Source organism: Erwinia sp. JUb26, from assembly GCF_003751505.1.
Classification (GTDB): Bacteria; Pseudomonadota; Gammaproteobacteria; order Enterobacterales; family Enterobacteriaceae; genus Erwinia.
On sequence record NZ_RJVB01000001.1, the window covers coordinates 619,829 to 643,625 of the forward strand.

Sequence of the window (23,797 nt, forward strand, 5' to 3'; positions counted from 1 at the left end):
ACGGGAAGGGTGTAAACAGACGGTGGAAGTGAAAATGCCGCAGACGGGCTGCGGCATCAAACGAATCATCAGAGAAGAGTGATTATTCGGTCACTTTCTTTTTCACATCACTGGCACCTTCTTTGGTGCTGTTCCAGCCTTTCTGTGCGCCTTCTTTGGTCGCATTCCAGCCTTTCTCGGAACCTTCTTTGGTTTTATTCCAGGTCTTCTGCGAGCCTTCGCTCACTTTGCTGCTGAGGCTGTCGCTTTTACCTTCGGCGGCATGCTTAGCTTTCAGTTTCTGCTCGGCGCCCTGGTTCTGCGCTTCGTGCAGTTTTTCTTTGGCGGTGTTAGCACCGGCCTGCGCGTTGGCGACGGTTTCATCGGTTGCGTGTGTGGCGGCAAATGCGGAAGAGGCCAGTAAAATGGCTGACAGAGCGATAATAGTCTTTTTCATAAATATTCCCTCATAAAAAACGTCATTAGTGTTATCAACGTAGTGAAGTCTGCCATGACGGGTGCCCCATGGCTTTAGGAAAAAACTGTAAATGAACGGAGATGCCAAATCGTCTCTAGCTCAGCCTGAACATGGGAGAGGGTAGCCAGCTTGCGGTTCACCTTGGAAAACAGCAGCAGAATTCATTTCATCAGCACGTCAGCGCTTCGATTTCGGCTTTGCACTGCATTAACGAACTCAGCAGGTGATCGAGCTTTTCGTCAAAACGCAGGGCCGGTACGGCGACCGAAATCGCGTAATGCTCACCCGCCCCGGTATTCAGGTAAACACCTATCCCACAGACGCCACGCGCGTGTTCCTCACGATCGACGGCATAGCCACGTGCACGGGTTTGCCGGATATCGTCCAGCAGCGAAGGCAGCGTTCGCAGGGTGCTATCCGTTCTCACATCCGGCTGGCCGCCGAGCAGGTCGGCAATTTTTTCATCGGCAAGTATCGCCAGAATCGCCTTGCCGTGGGCGGTGCAGTGGCAGGGAAACGCCGTACCGACCGCGGAGACCACGCGCAGCTCCTGGTCAGAAACGAACTGGCTGACGGAGACGGCGTGGCTGCCGCGATATACGCATAAATCCACCGTTTCACGCGTCCGGCGGCCCAGCGTTTCCATCGGGGATTGTGCCAGCGCGATAATGTCGGTATGCGCGGAGGCCGCCAGGCGCGCCAGAGCCGGTCCGAGCCGAACGCCGGCGCTACCCGCGATCAGCAGCTGCTGCGATTCCAGCGAAGTGACCAGCCGGTGAACGGTGGTGCGCGGCAAACCCGTTTCGCGCGACAGGTGGGAGATGGTCATACCTTTTGGCTGCAGTTCCAGCGCCCGCAGGATCGTCGCGGCCCGGGCAATAACCTGTGAACCACTGCTGTCTGCCTCATTACTCATCTGCACCTCCGGTTAAAACGTCTCGCCGCAGGATACCACGCGTTATCCGCCTGGTGGACAAAATGCGTATGCACCACGCAGGGAACTCTTTGCTGACATTCGGTTTACCTTTCGCCCGTTGACTTAGCTGGAATATGATCTGAATATAATGACCACTTATCGGATATTTGTTCCATTATTCGGATGGTGTGAGTGAGTTCATGATGAATGAGATCAAGAAAACGGGCGCCTTCACGCTACTGGCGGTGGCCTGCCTGACCATTATGGTGGGCTGCGTGATCGTACCCGGCCTGACGGCGGTGGCGGAAAACCTGGGTACGCCCTCAGCGGCCAGCTGGCTGGTAACCGTGCCGTCGCTGGGCGTGGTGGTATTTGGTCCGCTGGCAGGCCGCTTTATTGATCGGGTAGGGGCTTACCGGGCACTTACGTGGGGATTATTTTGCTACGGCCTGTTGGGAAGCGGTGGCGTTTTCCTTCACGGCACAATCCCAGTGATGCTCGACAGGCTGCTGCTTGGCGGCGCAACGGCGGTGGTGATGGCCGCCGGTACGGTACTGATCTCGCTGTTCTACAGCGGGAAGGCGCGCATGAAGATGATAGCTTCTCAGGGCATGTCTATCGAGTTGGGTGGCGTAATCTTTCTGTTTATCGGCGGGCTGCTGGCCAGCCTGGGCTGGCGCTGGCCGTTTCTGCTGTATCTCATTGCCTGGCTGTTGCTGGCGATGCAGCTGCGCTTTGTGCCCAAACCGCCCGCTGAAGAGAAGGGGGAAAATAGCGGAGATGAGAGCCAGGATTCAGTCCCGGCCAGCGGTAAGCTCAAAACGGTGTATTTCGCCGCTATAGCCTCCATGCTGTGCTTTTTTACCGGGGTGATCGTGATCCCGCAGCAGTTTCATCAGCTTCATATCGGCGCGGCGGAAACGGGCTACTTCCTGTCATTTATCTCGCTGATCGCCGTTTTTGCCGCGGCAATAATGCCGAAAATGGTGAACCGCCTTGATGAGTTCGGCACGCTGTACGTCGCTTTTGCCTGTTATGCCGCCGCGCATCTGATATTTTCTGCTGCCGACGGTGTGACGCTGTTTATCGCCGGAGGGATCATGATGGGATGCGGGTTTGGGCTGTCGGTGCCGCTGGTTAATCATATGACCGTTGAGCAGAGCGATGCCCGCGTGCGCGGGCGAAACCTGGCCTGGCTGTCGATGGCGATCTTTTCCGGGCAGTTTTTATCCTCCTTTATGGAGTTTATTCCGGGCAATGCATCGGTGATTTTTGCGGGTGCAGCCCTGATTGGCACTGCGGTAATGGCGACACTGTGGATACTGCGGCGCGGGCAACGCGAAGAATAAGCCCGGCAGCAACGTAATCTTTGTTACCGCAGGGCATTCGTGCAGGAGAATATTAGCAGGCTTCAGGCTTCAGGCTTCAGGCTTCAGGCTTCAGGCTTCCGATGAAGCCTGGCTGGCGCCGTCCTTTTCGGCATCGGTTTTATTGCTGGAATAAATAAAGTAAAGCGCGATCCCCAGGCAGACAACCGCCCCCAGCCGCGTGGCTGAAAAGTGGATGGCTTCGTTGCCCAGCCAGCCAAAATTATCAATCAGCATACTCATCGCCAGCTGACCGAAAATAACCGCCACCGTCGCCACCGCCGCACCGATACGCTGAACGGCCAGCACCATAATAACGATGTAAGGCACGCCACAAAGTGCGCCCAGCAGCTGCCACTTCGGCACGTCCAGCAGGGTTAGGTCATACTTGGGTTCGAAGAAGAAAATAAGCAGAGCGCTGATCAGCGCACCGAGCGAGAAGGTCAGAAATGCGCTGCGGAACACGCCAACCTGGCTGCCCAATTTGCCGTTGATCGCTGCCTGAATGCTTAGCACGGCACCGCCGATTACGGCCAGGATAATCATCAATACGTTCATCATTTCACCTCAGCCTTTTGCCACAAGAATCAGTGCGGCAATAATAAAGATCAGCGCAATAAAGCGCTTACGGTCAATTTTGCGATGCGCCGTACCGAGTAGCCCGTAATGGTCAATCACCACGCTTTTAAAAACCTGCCCGGCAAGAATGCCGATCATCGTCATCGCAATACCGATCACCGGCACGGCCACGGTCAGGATCACGACATATACCGGACCAAGAATACCGCCCAGTAACGTCCATGACGGCTGCGTGAAGAAGGAAGGGCTGTTACGCGGGCTAAAGAACAGCATCAGCAAAAAGGTCAGCGCGGCACCCACGCCGAAAACACTGAACGTTGCCCATAAACCACCGACTTCGTGTCCTAACGGCCCCAGTAACCCCGCCTCTACCGACAACCCCATCCCGCCAGCAACGACGAGCAAAATAAAAATAAGCTGCATACATTAAATCCCCGAGAATGAAGGGAAAGGATGGTATAGCAGCGTGGAATCATGAAAAACGGTATAATTCATGAAACACCTTTGCAGGAATCGGGATAATGTTTGACGCTGGCAGCATAAATTTTCGCACGCTGGTATTTTTCATCGGCGTGTACGATGAGCAGAACTTTTCCGCCGTCGCCAGGCGGGAAGGCGTGTCAGCATCGATGGTCTCGCGCGTGATTATTCAGTTAGAAGACACCCTAGGCCAGCAGCTTTTCTACCGCAATACCCGGGCGGTGATCCCTACCGAAGCCGGCCGACTGTTTATTGACTACGCCCGTAGCATGACCGAACAACTGAACAAAGCCCGCAAGGAGATGCAGGACAGATCCCTCGAACCCGCCGGGCTGATACGTATTAACGCGCCGGTTTTCTTCGGCCAGCGACATATTGCCCCCTGGCTGACGGCACTTTCCCTGCGATATCCCCGGTTGCAGATGGAGCTGATGCTGACGGATGACTTTATCGACCCTCATAGAGATGCCACCGACGTGCTGTTCAGGATCGGCACGCTGACCGATTCCTCTTTCCATGCGCGGATATTCGCCACTCAGCGTTATTATCTGGCGGCATCACCCAAATATTTAGAACAGCACGGCCAGCCGCTAACGCCCGCCGATTTCAGCCAGCATAAGTGTCTGGTGTATCGCGGCTCTTCCGGCCCCAATCGCTGGCTGTTCCGTCAGCCAGGAGATAACTGGGTACACTATCCGGTAACGGGAATTCTGACGTCCAACAATGCGGAATCTCTGCTGACCAGCGCGCTGGACGGGATGGGACTGGTGCTGTTCCCCGACTGGCTGATTAATGACATCCTGAATAAAGGCGGGCTGGTGCGCATCATGCCGGATTTTGAGGCGGCCATTCACACCGAGCCACAGCATATCGCCGCCATCTATCCCAACGCCCGCCATCCACCGCTTAATGTGCGGGCGGTGATTGACCACTTCGTTGGGGTTTACGGTTCTCCGCCTTACTGGCAGCGGGGATAAATGGGGCAGGGACGTTAATCGGCAGATAGGGAATTATCGCTATAAAACGTCATCTGGTTATCGTGTTTTAAAAGGATAAGCCTTCTTACTTAGCTCTGACGCGTAATAGGTGGCGTTCCATGGGTATGGAATGTCTCAATCGTTTTTAATCCCCATGCCTGCCCTTTTTTACGCTCAGATTCTGTCCAGACAACCGTCTCCCAGTCCGGTGCTAAGATCAGACGTGCACCGGAGTTGGCCAGCTCAATGCGATTCCCGGCAGGTTCCCAGACGTAAAGGAAAAATGTTCCCTGTATTGCATGTTTATGTGGCCCGGTTTCAATATGAACGCGATTTTCAAGGAAGATATCAGCTGCACGCAGAATATCTTCGCGAGTGTCTGTGGCATAGGTAACATGATGCAGTCGTGCGTTTCCTCCGGCATGTTCTTCAGTACAGGCAAGATCGTAAGTTTTATTATTTATGGTGAACCAGCATCCCCCAATCCGGCCATTATCAAGCTGAATCATTTCCGTGACGCGTGAGCCGAGACAGGTTTCCATAAATTTTTTGAACTCCTCCACATCAGAAGCCAGTAAGTTGAGGTGATCCAGGCGACGAGGACAGGCACCCCGACCGTGATAGCGTTGGGCAAGGTTTTTTAAAGCCGGCCGTTCATCCGATCCAGCCTCATAGCGCACCGTATCGTAATAAATTTCGAATAAATGGCCGAAAGGATCTGAGAAGCGGAAAGCACGTCCGTGCCCCTTTTCGGCATCCACCCACCCGACTACCTCATATCCACTTGCTTCAATGACCGAAACGCGACGCATTAGTGCGGCTTCAGAACTGGCACGATAGGCAATGTGACCAACGCCCGTCGTATGGTGACGAGAAAGTTTTAATGAATGAAATTCATAGTCATCCCAGGCGCGCAGCCAGGCGTGGTTTTCGTCCTGAGCTGAAACGGTGAGCCCATAAACATTGACGAAGAAGTTAAGGCTCTCCTCGAATTTATCGGTATACATTTCGACATGGGCAAGATGGGCAATATCGAAACAAGGTTCCGGCAATCGGTTCGTCATAATGGGCTTCCTGTCAGGCTATAGCGATTTGAAGGATACGTTAATACGGGTGGTTGAAAGTGTCTGTTTAAAAAGACTTTTAGGGGTATGCATTGCATTTATAGTGTGAGCCTACCTGCAATAATGCAGCCATCTCCAAACTCTCAAAGATCCTGTCAGCTGTCGAAGATCCTTATCCACAACAATGTCCTTACGTTGTTTCAGTCACGTTGCCTGAGCCAGGCTCCGTCGACTGAAAGGAGCAATCTCTGCGCCACCATCATTCAATAATTGAATGATATATTAACACAAAAAGAGAAATCATGAATTTAATGAATGATTGATCACACAAATTGGATAAAATCATTGCGAAGATGAATGGAGTGTTTAAAGTCTGGCAGACCATTTCGGTGGGTAACATGGCTTGAACACTTACCACTTATTCACGTAAGAAAATCTACTGGGCAGGATGTTTTATAAGGATTAGTCAATGAAAATCATAATACCTCTGAAAAATAAACGTTTTAATAAGACTTTCATCACCACGGTATTATTAGCATCTTTAAGTTATACACCGGTTTTTGTAACGGGTGCCATAGCTGCGGAAAAACCTGAATCTGTGACCGGCGTAAAAAAAACAATTGTTTATGTGGGGTCATATTCTGGTGAAAAAAGCACTGGTGGGATTTATGCTTTCGAGCTGTCAACTGATGGAAAGAAGTTAATTCAGATTCAGCATTTAAATGAACCCACACAAGCTGGCTATCAAATCGTTAATCAAAAAACATTAACCCTTTACTCGGTAGATGAAAGAAAAAATGATGGTAGGGGCCCCGTATCGCCACCAGCCAAAGTCTATTCATTTAGTATAGATAAAAGCAGCGGTAGATTAGAGGCATTGAATTCACTGGAAGCCCCCGGTCCCAACCCAACATATTTAAGCCTTGATACTGAAAGAAATCGGTTGTTTACCGCTAATCATGGCGGGTTTGAACATATCGAAAAAGTCACTTTCAAAGATGGTAAGTGGCAATCGAGTTACGATTATGATGATGCCACCGTTATAATGTACAACTTAAAATCGAGTGGTGAACTCGATACAATAAAAGATCTCATCGTATTAAAAGGACACGGGCAGGATCCTAATCAATCAAAACAGCTGGCTGGCCATGCTCAAGCCAGTTCACATGCACACAGTTCCGTGGTATCCCCAGACGGAAAATATCTTTTAGTGTGTAACAAGGGAACAGATGAGGTTTTAGTTTACGCGATTGGAGATAAACTAAAGTTAATAAACAGCTATAAGTTTCCTAACGTGTCCGCTCCACGGCACCTCGTTTTTTCTGGCAATAAGAGATTCTATTTAGATCTGGAACTTTCAAATCAGGTCGCGTCGATGAATTTTGACCCGAAAGATGGAGGGATAACGCTTGTCGATAACGTGTCAGCGGTTCCACCAGGTTATAAAGGCGATAATGAACCCGCTGAAATTCGACTTCATCCCAATCATAAATTTGTTTATGTCAATAATCGCGGTAGCGATGATATTAGCTGGTTTGGTATTCAGCCAAATGGCAAACTTGAATGGAAGGGGTCCGTACCTTTAGCCAGATCGCTCCATCCTGGCGTTGCCGCACGGAGTTTCGCTTTATCTCCGGATGCTAAACAGCTGATTGTAGCCGATCGTCCTGAAAACAAGCTTAAGATTTATTCTGTTAACGAAACTAATGGCAATCTGAGTATGAGTGGAGATGTAACGATTCAACAGCCAGCGTTCGTTTCATTTGCTTCAATGTATTGATGGGGCCGACTATGAAAACACACTATTTTTCATGGGTTCCATCACTCGTTTTGTTAATACCGTCGATCTCTTTTTCTGCTGTTATCTATAATAAAGATGGAAATATTGTTGATCTGTACGGAAAATTGATCGCAAAAGAAATTTATAAGGAAGATACCAGTCATACCCGAAAAGAAGCAGGTTTTGGCTCAATAGGATTTAGAGGCCAGACGCAAATTAGTCATAAACTGACCGGATTTGGCCAGTGGGAATATCGCGCTTACACCAATGCGGCAGAAGATGAGACTCAAACTACGGAGACGAGATTGGCTTTTGCTGGTTTGAAATACCAGAGAATTGGATCGGTTGATTATGGTTACAACAATGGGATTTTATATGATGTCGGTTCTTTGACTGATATGGCCCCATCGTGGTCAGCCATGACGTGGACGGGGAGCGTTAATAGAAATTTCATGAATAGCAGATCTGAAGGTGTTCTGACGTTCAGAAGCAGTGAGCTTTTGGGGATTTCAGATAGGTTGAGTGTGGGGGTACAGTTTCAAGCTAAGAATGAATCCAACGATATCTATACCGACAACGGAAATGGGATAGGTTATTCTTTAGGGTATGACGTTATTGAAGGGATGAAAGTTATTGCTGCCTACAGTAACTCAGCAAGAACCAGTGAACAGCGGGCTGATGGTAAAGGAAATAATGCTGAGTCATGGGCTGTTGGTGCAAAATATGATGCTAACAGTGTTTATCTGGCAACACTTTATTCTGAAACTTCAAACACGACCCGCACGGGATCGACGGGGAAGGCGGGAGTTGCTAATAAAACACGAAGCATTGAAGCATTAGCACAGTACGTTTTTAAATCAGGATTCAGGCCTTCAATAGGTTGGTTCCATACTCGAGGCTATGATCTGTCGCCCGAAGGATCTTTTAAGGGCGGGGAAAGTGACCTCGCGCACTATATTGAACTGGGTGTAAGTTATAATTTCAATCCAAATTTCAGAGTGTATGTTGATTACTATATTAACTTGCTGGATGAAAGTTCAGACTATGTCACGCAGGTTGGAGGCTTGAACGGGAACGATAATATGACTGCTCTAAATATGAGCTACTATTTCTGAGTAAAAATGAGAAAAAGTAGTGAGGTGTCGTTGATCCTCACTACTTCAAACTCAGTACTCATTTACTGAAATCATCAGTGTGTAAAAATGCTTAGCGGGTTGAGATTGACGATCTGACCTGATGTATCTGGTTGAATGTTTCTTTCCAGTCAAACGGTAGCAGGTCTGAATAAACAATCTGTTGCTGCGCAAGTAAAGCAGGCAAAGACGCCTGAATTAAGCCCGTCGCTTTACTCATCTCTCCCGCTACTCCCGCATCATTGAGTGTTCTCACAACCTCCGTCATTTCTTCGGCACGACGTAAGCCGTGCTCCGCAACCCGACTGATCAGGTAATCCGCCTGCCCGGCATCCCAGCCTGTTGAGGGGAAACTGGCATGCAGTGACGCCAGTACGGCATCATGCACACCGTACTGCTGCGCAGCACTCAGACACTCAACGGTAAGTGCTTCCAGGCCTTTAATCATCACGCTGCGGCACATTTTTATCGCCGATACATCACCCACTTTACCGCTGACCGCCGTTGCCTGACAGCCAAGCACCGTTAACTGCTGTGCAACTTCCACTGCATCATCACCGGCTAATAGTAATGGGGTAGCCAGGCGTTTGGGTGGTACAGGTGCCATAACAGCAACATCAAGATAGCGACCGTTGCCGGCAGCTATCATCGCTGCCGCATCACGTTTGGTGCCAGGTGCCACCGAGTTAAAATCCAGCAGAATTTGTCCGCTTTTCATTAACCGTGCAGCTTCCTGGGCGACTGACAGCGCGTTGTTTGCGGTAACCAGCGAAAGTATCAGCGATGTGCCTTCCAGTGCGGTGCGAAAACTGGGGGCGACGGAAACATTCATTTCCCGAGCCAGAAGCCGCAGTTTATCAGCTTCTGCGCTCAGAAATTTTTTGTCCCAAATGGAAACTTGCACGCCCCGACGCGTTAGTTCCTCAGCGTAAATACGGCCAGCTTCACCGAAACCAATAATGGTAATTTGCATCATTTATTCTCCTTAAGGGGACCAGCCCAAAGGGAACCGGGCACGGCGACCTGACCTGTAAAAAGCAGGCGGGCGGTGCGTATCAAACCGCTACGGATGATGTTACCTTCCCGATCGCGCTCCAGCATTACGCTATACTCACCGGTAGGATGCTCAACCACAATTCGTTGTTTATCCCCCTCAGCTACGATCGCGACACCCTGAGTGACAGCCCCAGCAATCAGGCATGCCGTTGCAACACTGACGGCACCCAATACTCCAATTGAGGCGTGACAACGATGCGGAATAAAGGTACGCGTTGTTACTGCACCTCCGTGCATTGGTGCGGCAATCAGTGTCATTTTTGGCACTGTTCTGTGCGTAACGTCGCCAAGGTTCATGCTTTTACCGGCCTGTATGCGAATAGACTCCAGGCGTGCTTTTAACTCATCGTCATGGTCGAGCTGCTCTCTCGTTTCAAGCCCGGTACGTTCAAGATCTGAAGCGCGAATCAACACAACGGGCATACCATTATCGATGCAGGTCGTATCAACGCCGTCGAACCGATCTCGTGGCTGTCCGGTCGGAAATAGTGAGCCACAGCTTGATCCCGCAATATCGCTAAATGTCAGTATCTGCTCTGCGCCACAGCCCGGCACGCCGTCAATCCGCGTATCACCCTCATACTCAACCATCCCATCCGGGGTGGAGAGTTCCGCTTCGGCGATTTGATGGGTGTTGACCATGTAAATACGCACGTATGAACGCGAGCCCTGGGCTGAAACCAGACCTTTTTCAATGGCAAACGGGGCGACTGCTGCGAGGACATTGCCGCAGTTTTGTCCGTAATCCACGATCGCTTTATCAACATTCACCTGAGCAAAAAGGTAATCGACATCTGCATCGGACCGGGTCGAGCGGGAAATGATAGCGACCTTACTGGTCAGGGGATCGGCTCCGCCAATACCATCAATCTGGCGGATATCAGGAGAACCGATTGCCGCCAGTAATACCCGATCCCTCAATGCACTATCTGCAGGAAGATCGCTCGCAAGGAAACAGGCAGCTTTTGAAGTGCCACCGCGCATCTGAATGCAGGGGATTAGCGTTTGTTTCATAATGAGCCTTTTTCAAGGTCTTCCAGCGAATCAACATAGCGCAGGCCTTTTCGCAGCAGCGTCGATCGCATCTGATAAATATCCAGCCCCAGTTCACCCTCTGCGAGTCGCTGGCGCTTGTTCTCTTCAATATCCACACGTTTTTGTGCTGCTATGTTGATACTCTCTGCATGGGCACGCGGAACGATAACCACACCGTCATCGTCGGCGACCACAATGTCTCCCGGGTAAACCAGCTGACCGGCGCACAGCAGTGGTACGTTTACCGAACCCAGCGTTTCCTTCACGGTTCCCTGCGCATAAACTGCTCGCGACCAGACCGGGAAGTTCATATCGCGCAGCGTCTGACTGTCGCGGATGCCAATGTCACCAATCAGAGCCACGACGCCACGGGCTTTCAGTGACGTCGCAAGAAGATCGCCAAAGAAGCCGTCATGGCACTCAGAAGTGGGGGCAACCACAAGCACGTCACCGGGCTGGCACTGTTCGACCGCAACGTGAAACATCCAGTTGTCGCCAGGCGTCAACAAAACAGTCACCGCACTACCAGAAATCGATTTGGCTTGCTGAATAGGGCGGATCCGACGGTCTAACAGACCCTGACGCTGTTGCGCTTCATGTACCGTCGCGACGCCATATGCGGCAAAGCGAGACACTAACTCTGCGGCAGCACGATCGACATTACGTACGACGATGCCTTTCTGGTTCAGATGGTTCATGACAAATCCTCCGTTACCCGTGGGAACAAGCTCTGGTAGCCTTCACCGTGGCTGATTGCACGAACAGAGGTAATCCCGACATTGCGCTTTGCCTGTACGCCACGTTGCAGTGCCACACGGGTGTAATATTCCCAAAGATGCTCCTGACCGGCCATACACTGAATCGCAGCATATTTCTTATCCCATACCGATGTAATGTCCAGCAGCACATCAGGCTTCCAGTTGCACTGCTCCGGCTGGTGCGGTTCAAAACTATAGACCGGCGGGGCACCAATAATCGGCTCGCCCGGACGATATCCCTCCGCCTGAGCGATGATTCGCGCTTCCTGAGTTAGGTTAGCGGCCAATGGATGGTCGTAGTTGTAGGGATCCGCAACGGAATGGGTAAGCACGAAGTGGGGTTGAATTTTTCGGAACACGTCGGCCAGACGAAACAATGTCTCTTTGTCCGCGCGCAGCGGGTAGTCTCCCAGATCAAAAAACTCAATGCTCGCACCGAGGATCTCTGCTGCAGACTGCGCTTCCGCACGGCGATGCTGTTTCACCGTTTCTTCCGTCATGTTGCCTTTACGCCAGAGTTTAGCTGATTCGCCACGCTCGCCGAAGCTGAGACAAACAACATGCACGTCATAGCCGCGTGAAGCGTGAAGCGCGATAGCGCCACCGGCACGCCAGACAAAATCAGCTGAATGTGCACTGACCACCAGTGCGCTTTTTTTCGGGTTATTTTCCATTGAATTCACCTGCTGTTGTGTTTAGGTGCATCGTGCACCTGAAAAACAGCTGCGAAAAATTCCTTTCGTTGCTTAAGCCATGCATTTTAATTATGTTGTGAACTTGCCCTCACTCTGGAGCGCTTTGATCATGACGTTTGAAGAAACTGATGGTTCTATAAAAATCATGCAATTACGGTCATTTTGCATGATCGCAAAATACGGAACCGTTTCTGAAGCTGCGAACAATTTATTTCGCACACAGTCAGCCGTAACACGTTCCGTTCGCGAGCTTGAGGAGACAATTGGGGTAACGCTTTTTGAACGCCACGCCTCGGGTATGATCGTTACCGATTTTGGTAAATGTATACTGCCACGCGCTCAGAAAGCATTAGATGAGCTACGGCAGATCCCAAAGTTACTGGAAAAATTAAAACCGCGCGGCAACGAGCGGCGCGAGGATGCCGAACCTATTTGGTTGTTCAACTTGCGAAGGCTGGAAGTCTTCGTAGCTTTGCATCGTTTTCACCACACGATAACCGCAGCGCACGCGATGGGAGTCAGTCAACCCGCGATAAGTGCGTCGTTAAAAGTACTGGAAAAAGGGGCCAGCATCTCTCTTTTCCAGCGAACGCCTCGCGGTTTGATGCCGACTGCCGCGGGTCGAGAAATCGCCCCCGCAGTTAGCCGCGCAATTAACGAAATAAGCCATATTAAAGAAGATATTGCGGCACGCCAGGGCGTACTGACTGGAACCGTGAACATCGGCGCGTTGCCGTTGAGCCGCACCAGTCTGTTGCCTGAGGCGATTGCTCAACTGGTGGGGCAGTATCCAGGAATAAAAATTTTTACTAACGAAAGTGCTTTTAGCGTGTTGATCACTGAGCTGCGTTCGGGAGATATCGATTTCATTGTCGGAGCGCTACGTAAGGGGGAAGATTTCTTTGACACTGAAAACATTCCACTTTTTTCAGAGGAACTGGTCATGTTGGTTGGGCCACAGCATCCCTTACTGAATAAAACCCTGCGGCCGGAAGATTTTGCAAATGCCCAATGGATTTTGCCTCGCAGCAAGACGCCAGCACGGCGTTTGCTGGACAAAGCGTTTGCCGAGCGGGGGCAGGACGCACTGAAACCGGTCGTTGAAAGCGGGGACCTGGCGATAGTCAGGGGGTTGCTGCTGCGTACGGAGATGATCGCGATTGTCTCCTCGCAGCAGCTTGCCTGGGAATTAGAGAACGATATACTGCAACCGTTGAATTACAGCCTGCAGGATACCCGCCGCGAAATAGGCCTTATTTTCAGACAAGGGTCACTCCATTCTCCAGCCGCACAGGCGTTGATAAATACAATTAAGAACATGTTCTGACAAATTAATGAAGTCTGCGGCATTCCCGTCAGGTGAGACCATGACGGGATTTTCAACGCCGTGTTATCGCGCCATCATGATGACTTGTTTTGGGTCAAAGCCACTTTCGCTAAGTGCAAGGTCGTTCAGGATGCGTCGCATCATCAGCCCGGGACGGTCTGGCGCGAAATTGAGGTCAAACTGCTTTTCAGGATCGCTATTGACGACGTCAAGAATCCATTCGAGAGCATCGACGTCTTCGGTATAGGCTTTTTGCGAGGATTCGTAAAGATGTTTATCCGTCTCTTTATTTTGCAGATCGAAGTTACGTGAGCAGAACCACCAGTAATGAATACTACCATTGGTTTCTGGAGTGAAAATGTGTGAAATATTAAAACGATAGGTTTCTTCGCTGCCGTGATGCCTGGTGATATCAACGATACGCGCAAACGCGATATGCATCGCAGGCGAAACAAACATCGCGGTGGAGAAACGATTGACCGGAATACCGCCTAATTTGGTTGGTTCGGCGTAGACACCTGGTGGCGGAGAGTTCAGCAGCTGACGCTCAATAATCACTTTGTTATCCTCGATTCGCGCCTCAAGTTTAGAACGTGCATATTCAGGTGTGCCAATCGCACCCGGATGTAGAAACGGAAAATGCGTTTGATCGAGTAAATTTTCATGCATCGACACATAATCAGATTTCATATGGAACTGATCGTTAACGGTTTTCCACTCGTCACTCTCTAACCAGGGCGTCTCAGGAATGAGATTTGGGTCGGCGAGATCGGGATCGCCCATCCATATCCACAGCAGTGGTCCACGTTCAATAATGTCATAAGTACGCACCGCCGCATTGGTTGGCACATTGATCATCGAAGGAAGGTTGACGCAACGGCCTGAGGGGGCAAACTCCATACCGTGATAGCCGCACCGCAGGTTATCGTCATGCAACGTACCTTTCGCCAGAGGAAATGAGCGATGGGGGCAACGGTTACGCATGGCAACGGGTTCTCCTGCATTGGTGCGATAAAGCGCCACCTCAATGCCAAGAAAACGACGGCTAAAAATCTCGCGCGTGACCTCATGCGACAGGGCTGCAACATACCAGCAATTTTTTACCAGCGGCGTGTTTTGGTCGGCAAAACCACTGTTCGCTAAGACATTATCGTTAAGCGGAATACGCGGGTGTTCGTAATTCATATCAAATGTATTGCTCATGCTTTCCTCACTTACAGGTCAAGTGTGATTTTTTTTCCCTTAAGGCGGGACACGCAGATGCAAACCGATGCGCTTTTATTTTTGTCATCGTCATCAAGGCAAACGTCACGATGGACAATAGGCCCATCAGCATCAATGACGTGCTGTGCACAAACCCCACATTCACCCCGGCGACAATCCCATAAGACATCAATGTTGGCATTATTCAGGGCGTCAAGAATCGATGTGTTGCCGTGGACATGGACGGTTTTACGCGATTTTTGTAGATACACATCAAAGCCGTCACGCAGAGGATTATTTGCCAGGAACAACTCGTAGTGCAGTTGCTGTAATGGCCAGTTGAACTGCTTTGCTGCGGTGATACAGGATTCAATCATTGGCAGGGGACCACAGATATAGATGTGGGTATCTGATGAAATTTCGTTAAACAGTTGACTGAAGTGCAGACGCTGTTGTTGCTCAGAATAAAGAAACTCGGCCTTACTATTGGTTAACGTCCGTACTTCATTGTGATAGGCCATGTTCTGGTCATTTAAACCGCAGTAAATCATCCGTACCGGCTTACTGCGCTTAGTCAGACTACGCAGCATTGATAAAATTGGTGTAATACCTATACCACCGGCAATCAACAGCGTTGGGGCATTGTTGCGTTCAAGCGGGAAGGCGTTTACTGGAACTGACACCTGCACACTCATACCCGGTTGCAGTTGAGTATGAATATAGTTAGATGTTTGGCCGTACTGTTCACGTTTAACGGCAATGCGCCATACGTTGCGGGGATCATCCTGCGTATCTCCGCCAATTAACGAATAATGGCGCACCAGCAGGGTGCCATCATCATCACGTAGAAAAAGCATAGTATGCGCACCTGGCCCATATTCCGGCAGCAGCTGACCTTCACTGGACGATAACCGGACTTCACGAACATCTGTTGTCACTGCTTTGACCGATGAGACGGTGACATTTATCGTCTGAAAAGCCATAACATTACTCCCATTGAAAAACTACTTTGAAATCTGTCGTTCAGCTAATGGCTGAATCGCTGTGTTGAGATTGATGATGAGCATAGATGCGATTAAAGCTGAGGTAGCGAGGAAGCAGTAAAGGCTGCCTTCCCCCGGAAAGGTGTACAGCAGCACGCCGCCCAACGTTGAACTGGCGATCGCGCCAACTCGCCCAATACCGTGCATGCAACTCACGCCCGTTGCGCGGAATGCCGTCGGGTAGGTTGCCGGCGCGATAGATTGCATACCGGTCTGAGCACCATTGATAAAAATGCCAGAGAGGAAAATGAGCACCAGCAACGTAATGAACTGCTTATCGAGGACGAACGCGGCAAAAAGAAAGGTGGCTCCAACCAGATAGAATAGTGATACCATTTTGGCCGCTGATATTTTGTCCATCAAATAGCCGATCACGAGACAACCCAATATGCCACCCAGCTGAAAACCTGATGCAACCCACGCCGTTTCTGCTAAGGAGAAGCCGCCTTTATTCAGCGAATTAGGCATCCATCCGTTTAACAAATAAATCGTGAATAAACCAAAAAGATAGGTGAGCCAAAGCACCACTGTCTTTTTGCTATAGCCTTTCGAAAACAGCGCGCCGAAAGTACTTTTTTGGCTGAATAACGGATATTCGCGCACAGCGAACCGGGAGATGTCGAAATGACCTCCGATAAGATTAAGGACATTGCAAAGTTTTTTGCGATCGGTAGCGCGTCGCCATAGATACATCGGTGATTCGTTCATGGTCATCATTAAGACCAGAAGGATGACGGCAGGGATGATGCCGCCAATAAGCAATAAACTTCCCCATGAGTGATGTTGCAGCATCCAGGCCGCAAGCAGCCCGGCCCCCCCAGACCCCAGGCTAAAGCCACTGTACATGGCGGTTAACACGGTGCTTTTGCGGCGTGTGGGAATAAACTCAGCAACCAGGGTTACACAGACAGGCATTACTGCGCCTAAGCCTAAACCCGCTAAAAAACGGAATGCTGCAAGCTGCGCAGGCGTTTCAGCAAATGCGCCTGTCAGGCTCATTATGCTGACCAGCGCCATGGCCGAAAGCAAAATTGTTTTCCGACCAAATCGGTCGGCCAGGTTGCCGGCTGCGATGGCACCCAGAGCAACGCCAAACATTGCTGACCCCAGGATCATACCTGCATGTCCGGGCGTCAACTGCCATTGCTGATTGAGTGTCGGGATGATGAATCCCATTACGGCGGTATCGTAGCCGTCAATGAAGATAATCATGAAGCCAAGAAACAGGACATAATATTGATAGCGACTGATTTTTTGCTGATCAATCCAGTCGCGAACATCTATCGGATTCTCGTTCATAGATGGATTCTCTTTTTTATGAGGGTGTAGGTGCAGCGAAAACCGCCGCTAATTTCAAAGTACAAAAAAAAGCAGAAAGGGGAGATTCAATAGTTGTATAAAAGATATGAGTTTTAGTTATTCTGTGATCGAAAGCATCTGAATTTCTCAGGTGGAATGCTTTTTATAGAAAACGGACTGCCAGAGCGGGCCGTCCGGGTGGGGATTACAATAAATTATCGCTGAGGATTAATCTTCCTCATCAATTCCATAGTGCGGATAAAGGCATGACGATGACTAATGCAGGAAGCATATTAGCAATAGGGAATATTTTAATGCCACAAATCCTCAGTCCGGTTGCCATCATTAACATACCACCCACAGCATAAAAATCATTGCGCATAAGTTCGCTCGTTAAAGGAAGAATTAAAATCGCAGCATATGCGAGGCTGAGCTGAATGATTAACTGCGGGACGGCAATGAAGGCGACAACGTAGCCAAGACGGGTTGAGAACAGAAGTGCGGCAAAAAAATCCATTGCAGATTTAGTATAAAGCACAGAAGTATCACCATTCATACCCTCATTCAGGGCACCTACAATTCCTGTTCCGCTGGCACAAAACAGTACAATCAATGCAACGAATACTTCGAGAAACTCTTTTTGACTTACAGATTCTTGCCTTCCAGGAGCAAGCCACTGGGCAACACTACGCATTTTGGCAGCTGCTGTATTAATCCCTCGCTCTACGTATATCAATTCTCCAATTAACGTCCCAATAATACAGGATAAAATAATCACTGGTAGTGTTGAGAATTTCAATATCAAAATCACTGCCATCGACATTGAACAAAGACCAAAAATCATGGGCATGCTGTCATGCAAACGTTTAGGAACGGCACGAGCCAGTATAAAGCCGATTAGGCTACCCAGAATGATGCCAAGGCTATTAACATAAGGACCTGTTATCACATTTTTTTCCCAGTGGAGGCGTATAAAAGCAAACCTCAATGAGGTTTGCCTGAAGGACTTTATATTTCCTGGACGTCAACCCAACAATTACGTTCGTTACTTTCAATCACAGCATCAATGATAGCCATGACATTGGCGCCATCAAAGAAGGTCGCAAACCCAGGTTTCTCATCCTGTATACGTTTTCCCGAGGCAATATAAGAATAATATTCCTGCATCATATTTTTAAATGCATCCGGCCAGCCTTCGATGTGGCCTCCAGGATAATTCGCCGATGCCGCAATGTTTTTCTTAAGCAGCGACGGGTCATCAGTAAGCAGTTGATTGGGCTTGTCACGATGACCTAACCACAGTTGCTGAGGTGTTTCCTGATCCCATGACAGTGACATTTTACTGCCGTTAATCACAATTAACAGTTGATTTTTGCGGCCGGCACTGACCTGTGAAACCGTAAAGGAACCGCGAGAACCATCTTCAAACATCACCATGATGAAACCAAAGTCTTCCGTTTTCACGCTTTTGAGGTCATAGGTGGCCTCTGCATTATTCTCAGTGGAAAAAGTCGCGGCATTTCCATGAATAGCTTTACGTTCAGACCATACAATTGAGAGATCGGCAAATACACGAGTAATCTTTTTACCCGTGGTATACTGGACGGTATCACACCAGTGTGAGCCAATATCAGCAAAAGCACGGGACTTCCCACCATGCTCTGGCTCCACTCGCCAGTTATAATCGGTCTCCAGCATCATCCAGTCCTGAAAGTATCCGCCGTGAACCAGAAAAACGCGGCCAATATCACCATCAGCAACCATTGCGGCTGACTGCTGAACCATGCTGAATTTGCGATAAACAAAGCTCACGCCGTGCACCAGATCGCTATCTTTAACCAAATCTGATAGCTCACGCGCCTCATCCAGCGTCATACATAAAGGTTTTTCAGAAAATACATGTTTTCCTGCACGGATGATTTTTTTATTAATCTCTGCGTGGACATTATTAGGCGTGCAGTTATGTACAACCTGGATATCCGGATTATTCAATAAATCATCTACATTGCTGTAAGCATGAGGGATATTAAGCTCTTTCGCTTTTTTTTCGGCCAGTTCCTGAGTATGGGCCGCAATCGCGATAACTTCAGCTACGCCTAAACGACGTATAGCCTCAATATGGGCTGGACCGATAAATCCGGCACCGACTATGCCAACCTTGATCATTGTTTTCTCCGTTATTAAATTTCAATCTTGTGGAGGAGATATGGGTCTGTGGCGCTTTAGAACCCAGATCCGCCGTTCAGTCAGGGGTACGAGCACTGACGTTAAGCCAGCACCAGCCGTTGTTAATGGGGAATACGTAGTTGTTGAAGCCATGCGGCCGCGCCGGTCAAACCCGGTGAGTCATGAATAATGAGATAGACAGGGACGTGTTTTAACCATTTTCCGAAACGCCCTTTGTCTTCGAATGCACTGCGGAAACCAGAATTAAGGAAGAAATCTTTTATTTTGGGTACAATTCCACCGGCAATATAAACACCACCGGCCGCACCGTAGGTCAACGCAAGATTGCCACCAAAATGGCCCATAGCCGTACAAAAGAACGTAAGAGTTTTGGAACAATCCTTACAGCTGTTGCTAAGGGCACGAGCGGTAACCTCAGCGGGAGAAAGCGCTTCTGGTTGGCGCTTATCGGCTAACACAACTGCCTGATAAATATTGACCAACCCCTGGCCTGACAGGAGTTTTTCTGCTGAGAGGTGGCCCAGCCGTGAACGCATAATGCTGCAAATGATCTCTTCTTCATCTGTCGTAGCGGCGAAATCAACATGGCCACCCTCGCCAGGAATGACCATCCAGCCATTGCGTTCAATGAGGCAGGAAACCCCTAACCCCGTACCGGCGCCATAAACTGCAATGGGCTGGTCGCGTTCACCTTCACCGCCTCCCAGTTTGATCACACATTCTTCGCTTAATGACGGAATAGACATTGAGACCGCGGTGAAATCGTTGATGATTTCCAGTTGCTCAAAGGCGAACTGCTTTTTGATCGCAGCGGGAGAGAATGACCAACTGTTATTGGTCATGCTTATCCATTCGCCTTGAACGGGAGAGGCGATTGCCAGGCAGGCATACTGAAGTTTCAGCGGTGTTTCGTGTAGGAAACGAGCAATTACCGTTTCGAGAGAGGGATAATCACAGGTGAGAAATCGCTGAGCATTTGAAATTTTCCCTGTTTCAAGATTACACACGGCGAGGCGTGCGTTTGTTCCACCGATATCTCCAATCAAAGCATAAGCAGGCATCATCAGCTCCAACTGCTGAAGATTGATTAAAATAATCAACGTTCAGCCATCAAAAGTATGTAATTATTCAAATAGTGAACCTTCTTTCTACAACAACCGGCATAATCGTTCAATAAAAATATTATTTATACATTTGTGCGTGTGATCTCACAAAACGTTCGGTAAAATGTGATAAAGATATGGCCTGTTACTGCTCTAACCATTCACTAATTGAATATTCTATAAAAAATTGATGCCGGAAGGATTTGATGGAAAACATTCACTACGACGCGCTAGTCATTGGCTCCGGGGCCGCAGGTAGTTTTGCCGCTAAAGAATTAACCGAAAAAGGTTTGAAGGTGGTGCTGGTTGAGGCTGGCCGAAATATCTCGACGGAAGATTTTAATCCGAACTTTAAGGGGCCGAAAGAAAAGGGCATACAGCTCTGGGCTCGTGCTAAAGCAGCCGTTACTGGTCAACATATTCAGTCTAAAGTGGCGATGTATGGCCGCCAGCAGCGCCATCTTTTCGTTAACGACAGGGAAAACCCTTATACGACGCCTGCGGATAAACCTTTTCTATGGATCCGTGGCAAGCAGCTTGGTGGTCGTCTGCACACCTATGGGCGTATGCTGCTTAGATGGTCTGATTATGACTTCAAAGCAGCCAGCCGTGATGGCAAGGGGCAGGACTGGCCACTTTCTTACAACGAGCTGGCACCTTACTACGATAAAGTTGAAAAATTTTTGGGTATCTATGGCACTAAAGAGTCTCTGGCGAACGTGCCTGATGGTCAGTTTATGGGAAATTCAAAACTCACCTCAGCAGAGGCTCTTTTTAAAGCGAAAACTCAGGAACGCTGGAGCGATCGAAAGCCCATTCCATGGCGTTATATGCCACCCAATATTAAACGTATTCCGCAGCCTATTATCGCCGCGCAGGAGACCGGTCTCTTAACGATCCGAACAAATGCGGTGGTTAGAAAGATACGGGTTGATGTGAGTACGGGTAAAGCGACGGGTGTCGAATATATTGATCGTGAAACCAGGGAAGTCGGTACGCTGCAGGCCAGTATCGTTGTGCTGTGTGGCTCAACCATTGAGTCAGTGCGATTACTCCTGAATTCAGCGACTCAACAGCATCCGAATGGTCTTGGCAACAGCTCTGGTACCTTAGGAAAGTATTTTATGGATCAGGTGCCAAGTATGATTTTCGGTACTATCCCGGGGAAAAAAGGTTTTGAGGGCGATGATACTCATCCAGTGGATCCTTTCTACGGTGTAACAGGCGGTGTTTACATTCCACGCTTTGAAAATCTGGATAAGGTCAGCAATAACCAGTTCGTTCGGGGTTACGCTTTCCAGGGGACAATTGGCCGCCTGTACGCACGTGACGATAAAGATGCAAAATTTGGGATTATGGGCTTCGGGGAAATGCTCCCTTATGCGGACAATACCATCACTCTGAATCCTAAAAAGAAGGATTCCTATGGTATTCCGGTACCGCATATTTCCTGTTATATGCACGACAACGAGAAAAGATTATTAAAAGCTCAAACTGAAGCAATTAAAGACATGTTGGTGAATGCTGGCTTTGAACTGGAGTTCTGCGGTTCGTATTTAGGAGTGGAAGAATTTGGTCGTGGGGCGTTTCCTGATGCAGACTGGTTCAGCAGATTGTTGTTTCGTTTGAACTTTCGCAAAAGCATGTGTATGGGCGCAGCAATCCATGAGACGGGTGGGGCGCGCATGGGTGATGACCCTAAAACCTCTGTACTTAACCGTTATAATCAGTCTTGGGATGTACCTAATCTGTTTGTCACTGACGGCAGCAGTTTCCCGTCAGGCGGCGTATCCGGAGCGACGTTGACAATTATGGCCGTCACAGTACGCGCCTGTGAATATATTGCCAGGGGCCACGCCGAAGGCAAGTTTAAATAACCCTCTCATAAGGCTGCGGTTTATACGATCGCAGCCACTTTACAACCGCAGGGAACTCAGGTTGATTATTCAAATTCTGAACGGTAAGATGCGTTTTTCCCTCATTTCCCTAAATTTTTCCAAGTGGTGACTTCATGACAACAAGCAAAAGGGTCTTACGTAACGTAAGCGTAGGTCTCGTAATGGATTTGCTGCGAAATGAAGGCCCCACCTCCCAGGCCTCAATTGCCCGCAAAACCGGTCTGTCACCCGCTACGGTGAACAACGTTATTCAGTTGCTTCGTAAAGAGGGAGTCGCGGATTTTGAATGGATAAATGGCCGAGAAGCACTTGTTACCTTGATTTCGACCAAAGGCGTGATGATGTCTGTCATGGTCGGAGCCGATTACATTCAGGGCGCCGTTTTCAGTTTTGAGGAACAAGTACGTCACGATCTGCTTGTTTATCCCGAGAATCTTCTTGGCCAACAAAGTACCCCCGAATCACTCGTGCTGTTCATTGAGCAATTGGCCAAACAAGCAGGCGTTTCAGTGGGTTCGGTTGCGGGTATTTCTGTTTCTATTCAGGCACCCGTCGATAAAAAAACAGGCACTATTGCGGTTTGGTCTTCAGGACGGCTTCCTGGCTGGAAAGACATTGCCATTAAGGAAAGACTTGAATCATTGCTGAAGGTGGATGTATTTGTGGATAACGACGCCAATCTTGCCACTTATGCCGAATGGACATGGGGGGCCGGTAGGGGCGTTGATTGTTTCCTTTATCTTTCCTGTTCAAGACAAATTGGGAGCGGGTTGATCATCGATGGCAAAGTGCATAACGGAAGCAACGGCATGGCGGGAGAGCTGGGGCATTTGGTCATCGATAAAGGAGGGCCAGTCTGTTTCTGCGGCTCTCGCGGTTGCCTGACGACGCTGGTATCAGAGCGCGCCATTCTCCGCATTCTTGAGGGGTCCGAGAACGCAAAATCATCCCTGACTGAAGTGATAAAAAGCGCCCATAATGGTGACGCCGCCTGCCAGCGCGTTCTGTATGAAGCCGGCCATCATATCGGTCAGGCTCTGGCAAATACCGCTAAGATCGTCGCTCCGGGCATAATTGCCATCGGGGGAGAGCTGGGGAGCGCATGGCAGTTTATTAAAGATAGTCTGCGCGTGGCCACCGAAGAAAATAATCTGGATAACGTATCACCGGGTATTCAGTTTGTTCCTGGTATCCTGACTAAAGATGCTGTGCTTCTGGGGGGCATTGCTTCGCTGCTATCAATCTCAGGGCAGGGTATCAGCGACCTGCCATTATGGATGACTCAAAGCGGTTCTGCTCAATCGGCTTTTCCTACAGCAATGTGAAGTCCGGCCATTCCCGTGTGACACGCGTAGCTCTTTAGCCGTGTCACCTTCTGTCATAATCCTTCCATATCAGGTTACCCACACGGCCTGAACACCCCCTTGTCAAGCCTATCAA

The 23,797-nt window shown here is 49.4% G+C and carries 22 protein-coding genes; 7 read left to right on the plus strand and 15 right to left on the minus strand.

Annotated elements, in window-relative coordinates; translation table 11 throughout:
* Positions 1-82: 82 nt before the first annotated feature.
* Both EC836_RS02940 and EC836_RS02945 read right to left on the minus strand, forming a co-directional pair.
* Positions 83-436, minus strand: coding sequence for a hypothetical protein (locus EC836_RS02940; protein ID WP_123329965.1), 354 nt, complete (start codon positions 434-436; stop codon positions 83-85).
* Positions 437-626: 190 nt separating this feature from the next.
* Positions 627-1,373, minus strand: a complete 747-nt coding sequence (locus tag EC836_RS02945; RefSeq protein ID WP_123329967.1) for an IclR family transcriptional regulator — start codon at positions 1,371-1,373, stop codon at positions 627-629.
* A 203-nt stretch (positions 1,374-1,576) separates the two neighbouring features.
* On the opposite strand from EC836_RS02945, the gene EC836_RS02950 reads away from it, so the two are divergent.
* The gene (locus EC836_RS02950) at positions 1,577-2,722 is read left to right on the plus strand and encodes an MFS transporter (RefSeq protein WP_123330735.1); all 1,146 of its coding nucleotides are present in this window, start codon (positions 1,577-1,579) and stop codon (positions 2,720-2,722) included.
* A gap of 90 nt (positions 2,723-2,812) precedes the next feature.
* Here the strand turns inward: EC836_RS02950 and EC836_RS02955 are convergent, their stop codons facing one another.
* Both EC836_RS02955 and EC836_RS02960 read right to left on the minus strand, forming a co-directional pair.
* Positions 2,813-3,298: a DMT family transporter gene (locus EC836_RS02955; protein WP_123330737.1), complete on the minus strand. Its 486-nt coding sequence runs from the start codon at positions 3,296-3,298 to the stop codon at positions 2,813-2,815.
* A gap of 9 nt (positions 3,299-3,307) precedes the next feature.
* Positions 3,308-3,742, minus strand: coding sequence for a DMT family transporter (locus EC836_RS02960; RefSeq protein WP_123329969.1), 435 nt, complete (start codon positions 3,740-3,742; stop codon positions 3,308-3,310).
* Between the two features lie 98 nt (positions 3,743-3,840).
* On the opposite strand from EC836_RS02960, the gene EC836_RS02965 reads away from it, so the two are divergent.
* Positions 3,841-4,776, plus strand: a complete 936-nt coding sequence (locus EC836_RS02965; protein ID WP_123329971.1) for a LysR family transcriptional regulator — start codon at positions 3,841-3,843, stop codon at positions 4,774-4,776.
* A gap of 89 nt (positions 4,777-4,865) precedes the next feature.
* On the opposite strand, the gene EC836_RS02970 is transcribed toward EC836_RS02965, so the two are convergent.
* Positions 4,866-5,840: a VOC family protein gene (locus tag EC836_RS02970; RefSeq protein WP_123329972.1), complete on the minus strand. Its 975-nt coding sequence runs from the start codon at positions 5,838-5,840 to the stop codon at positions 4,866-4,868.
* Between the two features lie 469 nt (positions 5,841-6,309).
* Here EC836_RS02970 and EC836_RS02975 point away from each other — a divergent pair, with 469 nt between their 5' ends.
* Together EC836_RS02975 and EC836_RS02980 are read left to right on the plus strand one after the other, a co-directional pair.
* Positions 6,310-7,620, plus strand: coding sequence for a beta-propeller fold lactonase family protein (locus EC836_RS02975; RefSeq protein ID WP_123329974.1), 1,311 nt, complete (start codon positions 6,310-6,312; stop codon positions 7,618-7,620).
* An 11-nt stretch (positions 7,621-7,631) separates the two neighbouring features.
* The gene (locus EC836_RS02980; protein WP_123329976.1) at positions 7,632-8,735 is read left to right on the plus strand and encodes a porin; all 1,104 of its coding nucleotides are present in this window, start codon (positions 7,632-7,634) and stop codon (positions 8,733-8,735) included.
* 91 nt (positions 8,736-8,826) lie between these two features.
* On the opposite strand, the gene EC836_RS02985 is transcribed toward EC836_RS02980, so the two are convergent.
* The 4 genes from EC836_RS02985 to galB are packed head-to-tail and all read right to left on the minus strand — an operon-like array spanning position 8,827 to position 12,276.
* On the minus strand, positions 8,827-9,729 hold the full coding sequence (locus EC836_RS02985; protein WP_199734995.1) for an NAD(P)-dependent oxidoreductase: 903 nt from the start codon (positions 9,727-9,729) through the stop codon (positions 8,827-8,829).
* Entirely contained in the window at positions 9,726-10,823 is a 1,098-nt protein-coding gene (locus tag EC836_RS02990) for a 4-oxalomesaconate tautomerase (RefSeq protein ID WP_123329977.1), read from the minus strand. The genes EC836_RS02985 and EC836_RS02990 overlap by 4 nt, the downstream gene beginning before the upstream one ends.
* Entirely contained in the window at positions 10,820-11,542 is a 723-nt protein-coding gene (locus tag EC836_RS02995) for a 4-carboxy-4-hydroxy-2-oxoadipate aldolase/oxaloacetate decarboxylase (RefSeq protein ID WP_123329979.1), read from the minus strand. The genes EC836_RS02990 and EC836_RS02995 overlap by 4 nt, the downstream gene beginning before the upstream one ends.
* Complete coding sequence (gene galB / locus EC836_RS03000; protein WP_123329981.1) at positions 11,539-12,276, minus strand: 4-oxalmesaconate hydratase; 738 nt, start codon at positions 12,274-12,276, stop codon at positions 11,539-11,541. Before galB ends, EC836_RS02995 begins: the two co-directional genes overlap by 4 nt.
* 130 nt (positions 12,277-12,406) lie before the next feature.
* On the opposite strand from galB, the gene EC836_RS03005 reads away from it, so the two are divergent.
* Positions 12,407-13,624: a LysR family transcriptional regulator gene (locus EC836_RS03005; RefSeq protein WP_123329982.1), complete on the plus strand. Its 1,218-nt coding sequence runs from the start codon at positions 12,407-12,409 to the stop codon at positions 13,622-13,624.
* Positions 13,625-13,687: 63 nt separating this feature from the next.
* On the opposite strand, the gene EC836_RS03010 is transcribed toward EC836_RS03005, so the two are convergent.
* The 6 genes from EC836_RS03010 to glk all read right to left on the minus strand — a co-directional run bounded on the left by EC836_RS03010 (position 13,688) and on the right by glk (position 20,417).
* The gene (locus tag EC836_RS03010; RefSeq protein WP_199734996.1) at positions 13,688-14,827 is read right to left on the minus strand and encodes an aromatic ring-hydroxylating dioxygenase subunit alpha; all 1,140 of its coding nucleotides are present in this window, start codon (positions 14,825-14,827) and stop codon (positions 13,688-13,690) included.
* A gap of 11 nt (positions 14,828-14,838) precedes the next feature.
* Positions 14,839-15,810 carry a PDR/VanB family oxidoreductase gene (locus EC836_RS03015; RefSeq protein WP_123329983.1) on the minus strand — a complete coding sequence of 324 codons (972 nt, stop codon included), beginning with the start codon at positions 15,808-15,810 and terminating at the stop codon, positions 14,839-14,841.
* Between the two features lie 21 nt (positions 15,811-15,831).
* Positions 15,832-17,169: an MFS transporter gene (locus EC836_RS03020; protein WP_123329985.1), complete on the minus strand. Its 1,338-nt coding sequence runs from the start codon at positions 17,167-17,169 to the stop codon at positions 15,832-15,834.
* Positions 17,170-17,410: 241 nt separating this feature from the next.
* The gene (locus EC836_RS03025) at positions 17,411-18,118 is read right to left on the minus strand and encodes a DUF554 domain-containing protein (RefSeq protein ID WP_123330743.1); all 708 of its coding nucleotides are present in this window, start codon (positions 18,116-18,118) and stop codon (positions 17,411-17,413) included.
* A gap of 59 nt (positions 18,119-18,177) precedes the next feature.
* Complete coding sequence (locus EC836_RS03030) at positions 18,178-19,335, minus strand: Gfo/Idh/MocA family protein (RefSeq protein ID WP_123329986.1); 1,158 nt, start codon at positions 19,333-19,335, stop codon at positions 18,178-18,180.
* A 122-nt stretch (positions 19,336-19,457) separates the two neighbouring features.
* Positions 19,458-20,417 (minus strand): glucokinase, encoded by a 960-nt coding sequence (gene glk, locus EC836_RS03035; RefSeq protein WP_123330745.1) that lies wholly within the window; start codon positions 20,415-20,417, stop codon positions 19,458-19,460.
* Between the two features lie 248 nt (positions 20,418-20,665).
* Between glk and EC836_RS03040 the strand changes: the two genes are divergently transcribed.
* Positions 20,666-22,336 (plus strand): GMC oxidoreductase, encoded by a 1,671-nt coding sequence (locus EC836_RS03040; RefSeq protein WP_123329987.1) that lies wholly within the window; start codon positions 20,666-20,668, stop codon positions 22,334-22,336.
* Positions 22,337-22,518: 182 nt separating this feature from the next.
* A complete protein-coding gene (locus EC836_RS03045) occupies positions 22,519-23,682 on the plus strand; it encodes an ROK family transcriptional regulator (protein ID WP_233599090.1) in 1,164 nt (387 codons plus the stop codon).
* The last annotated feature ends 115 nt before the right edge of the window (positions 23,683-23,797 follow it).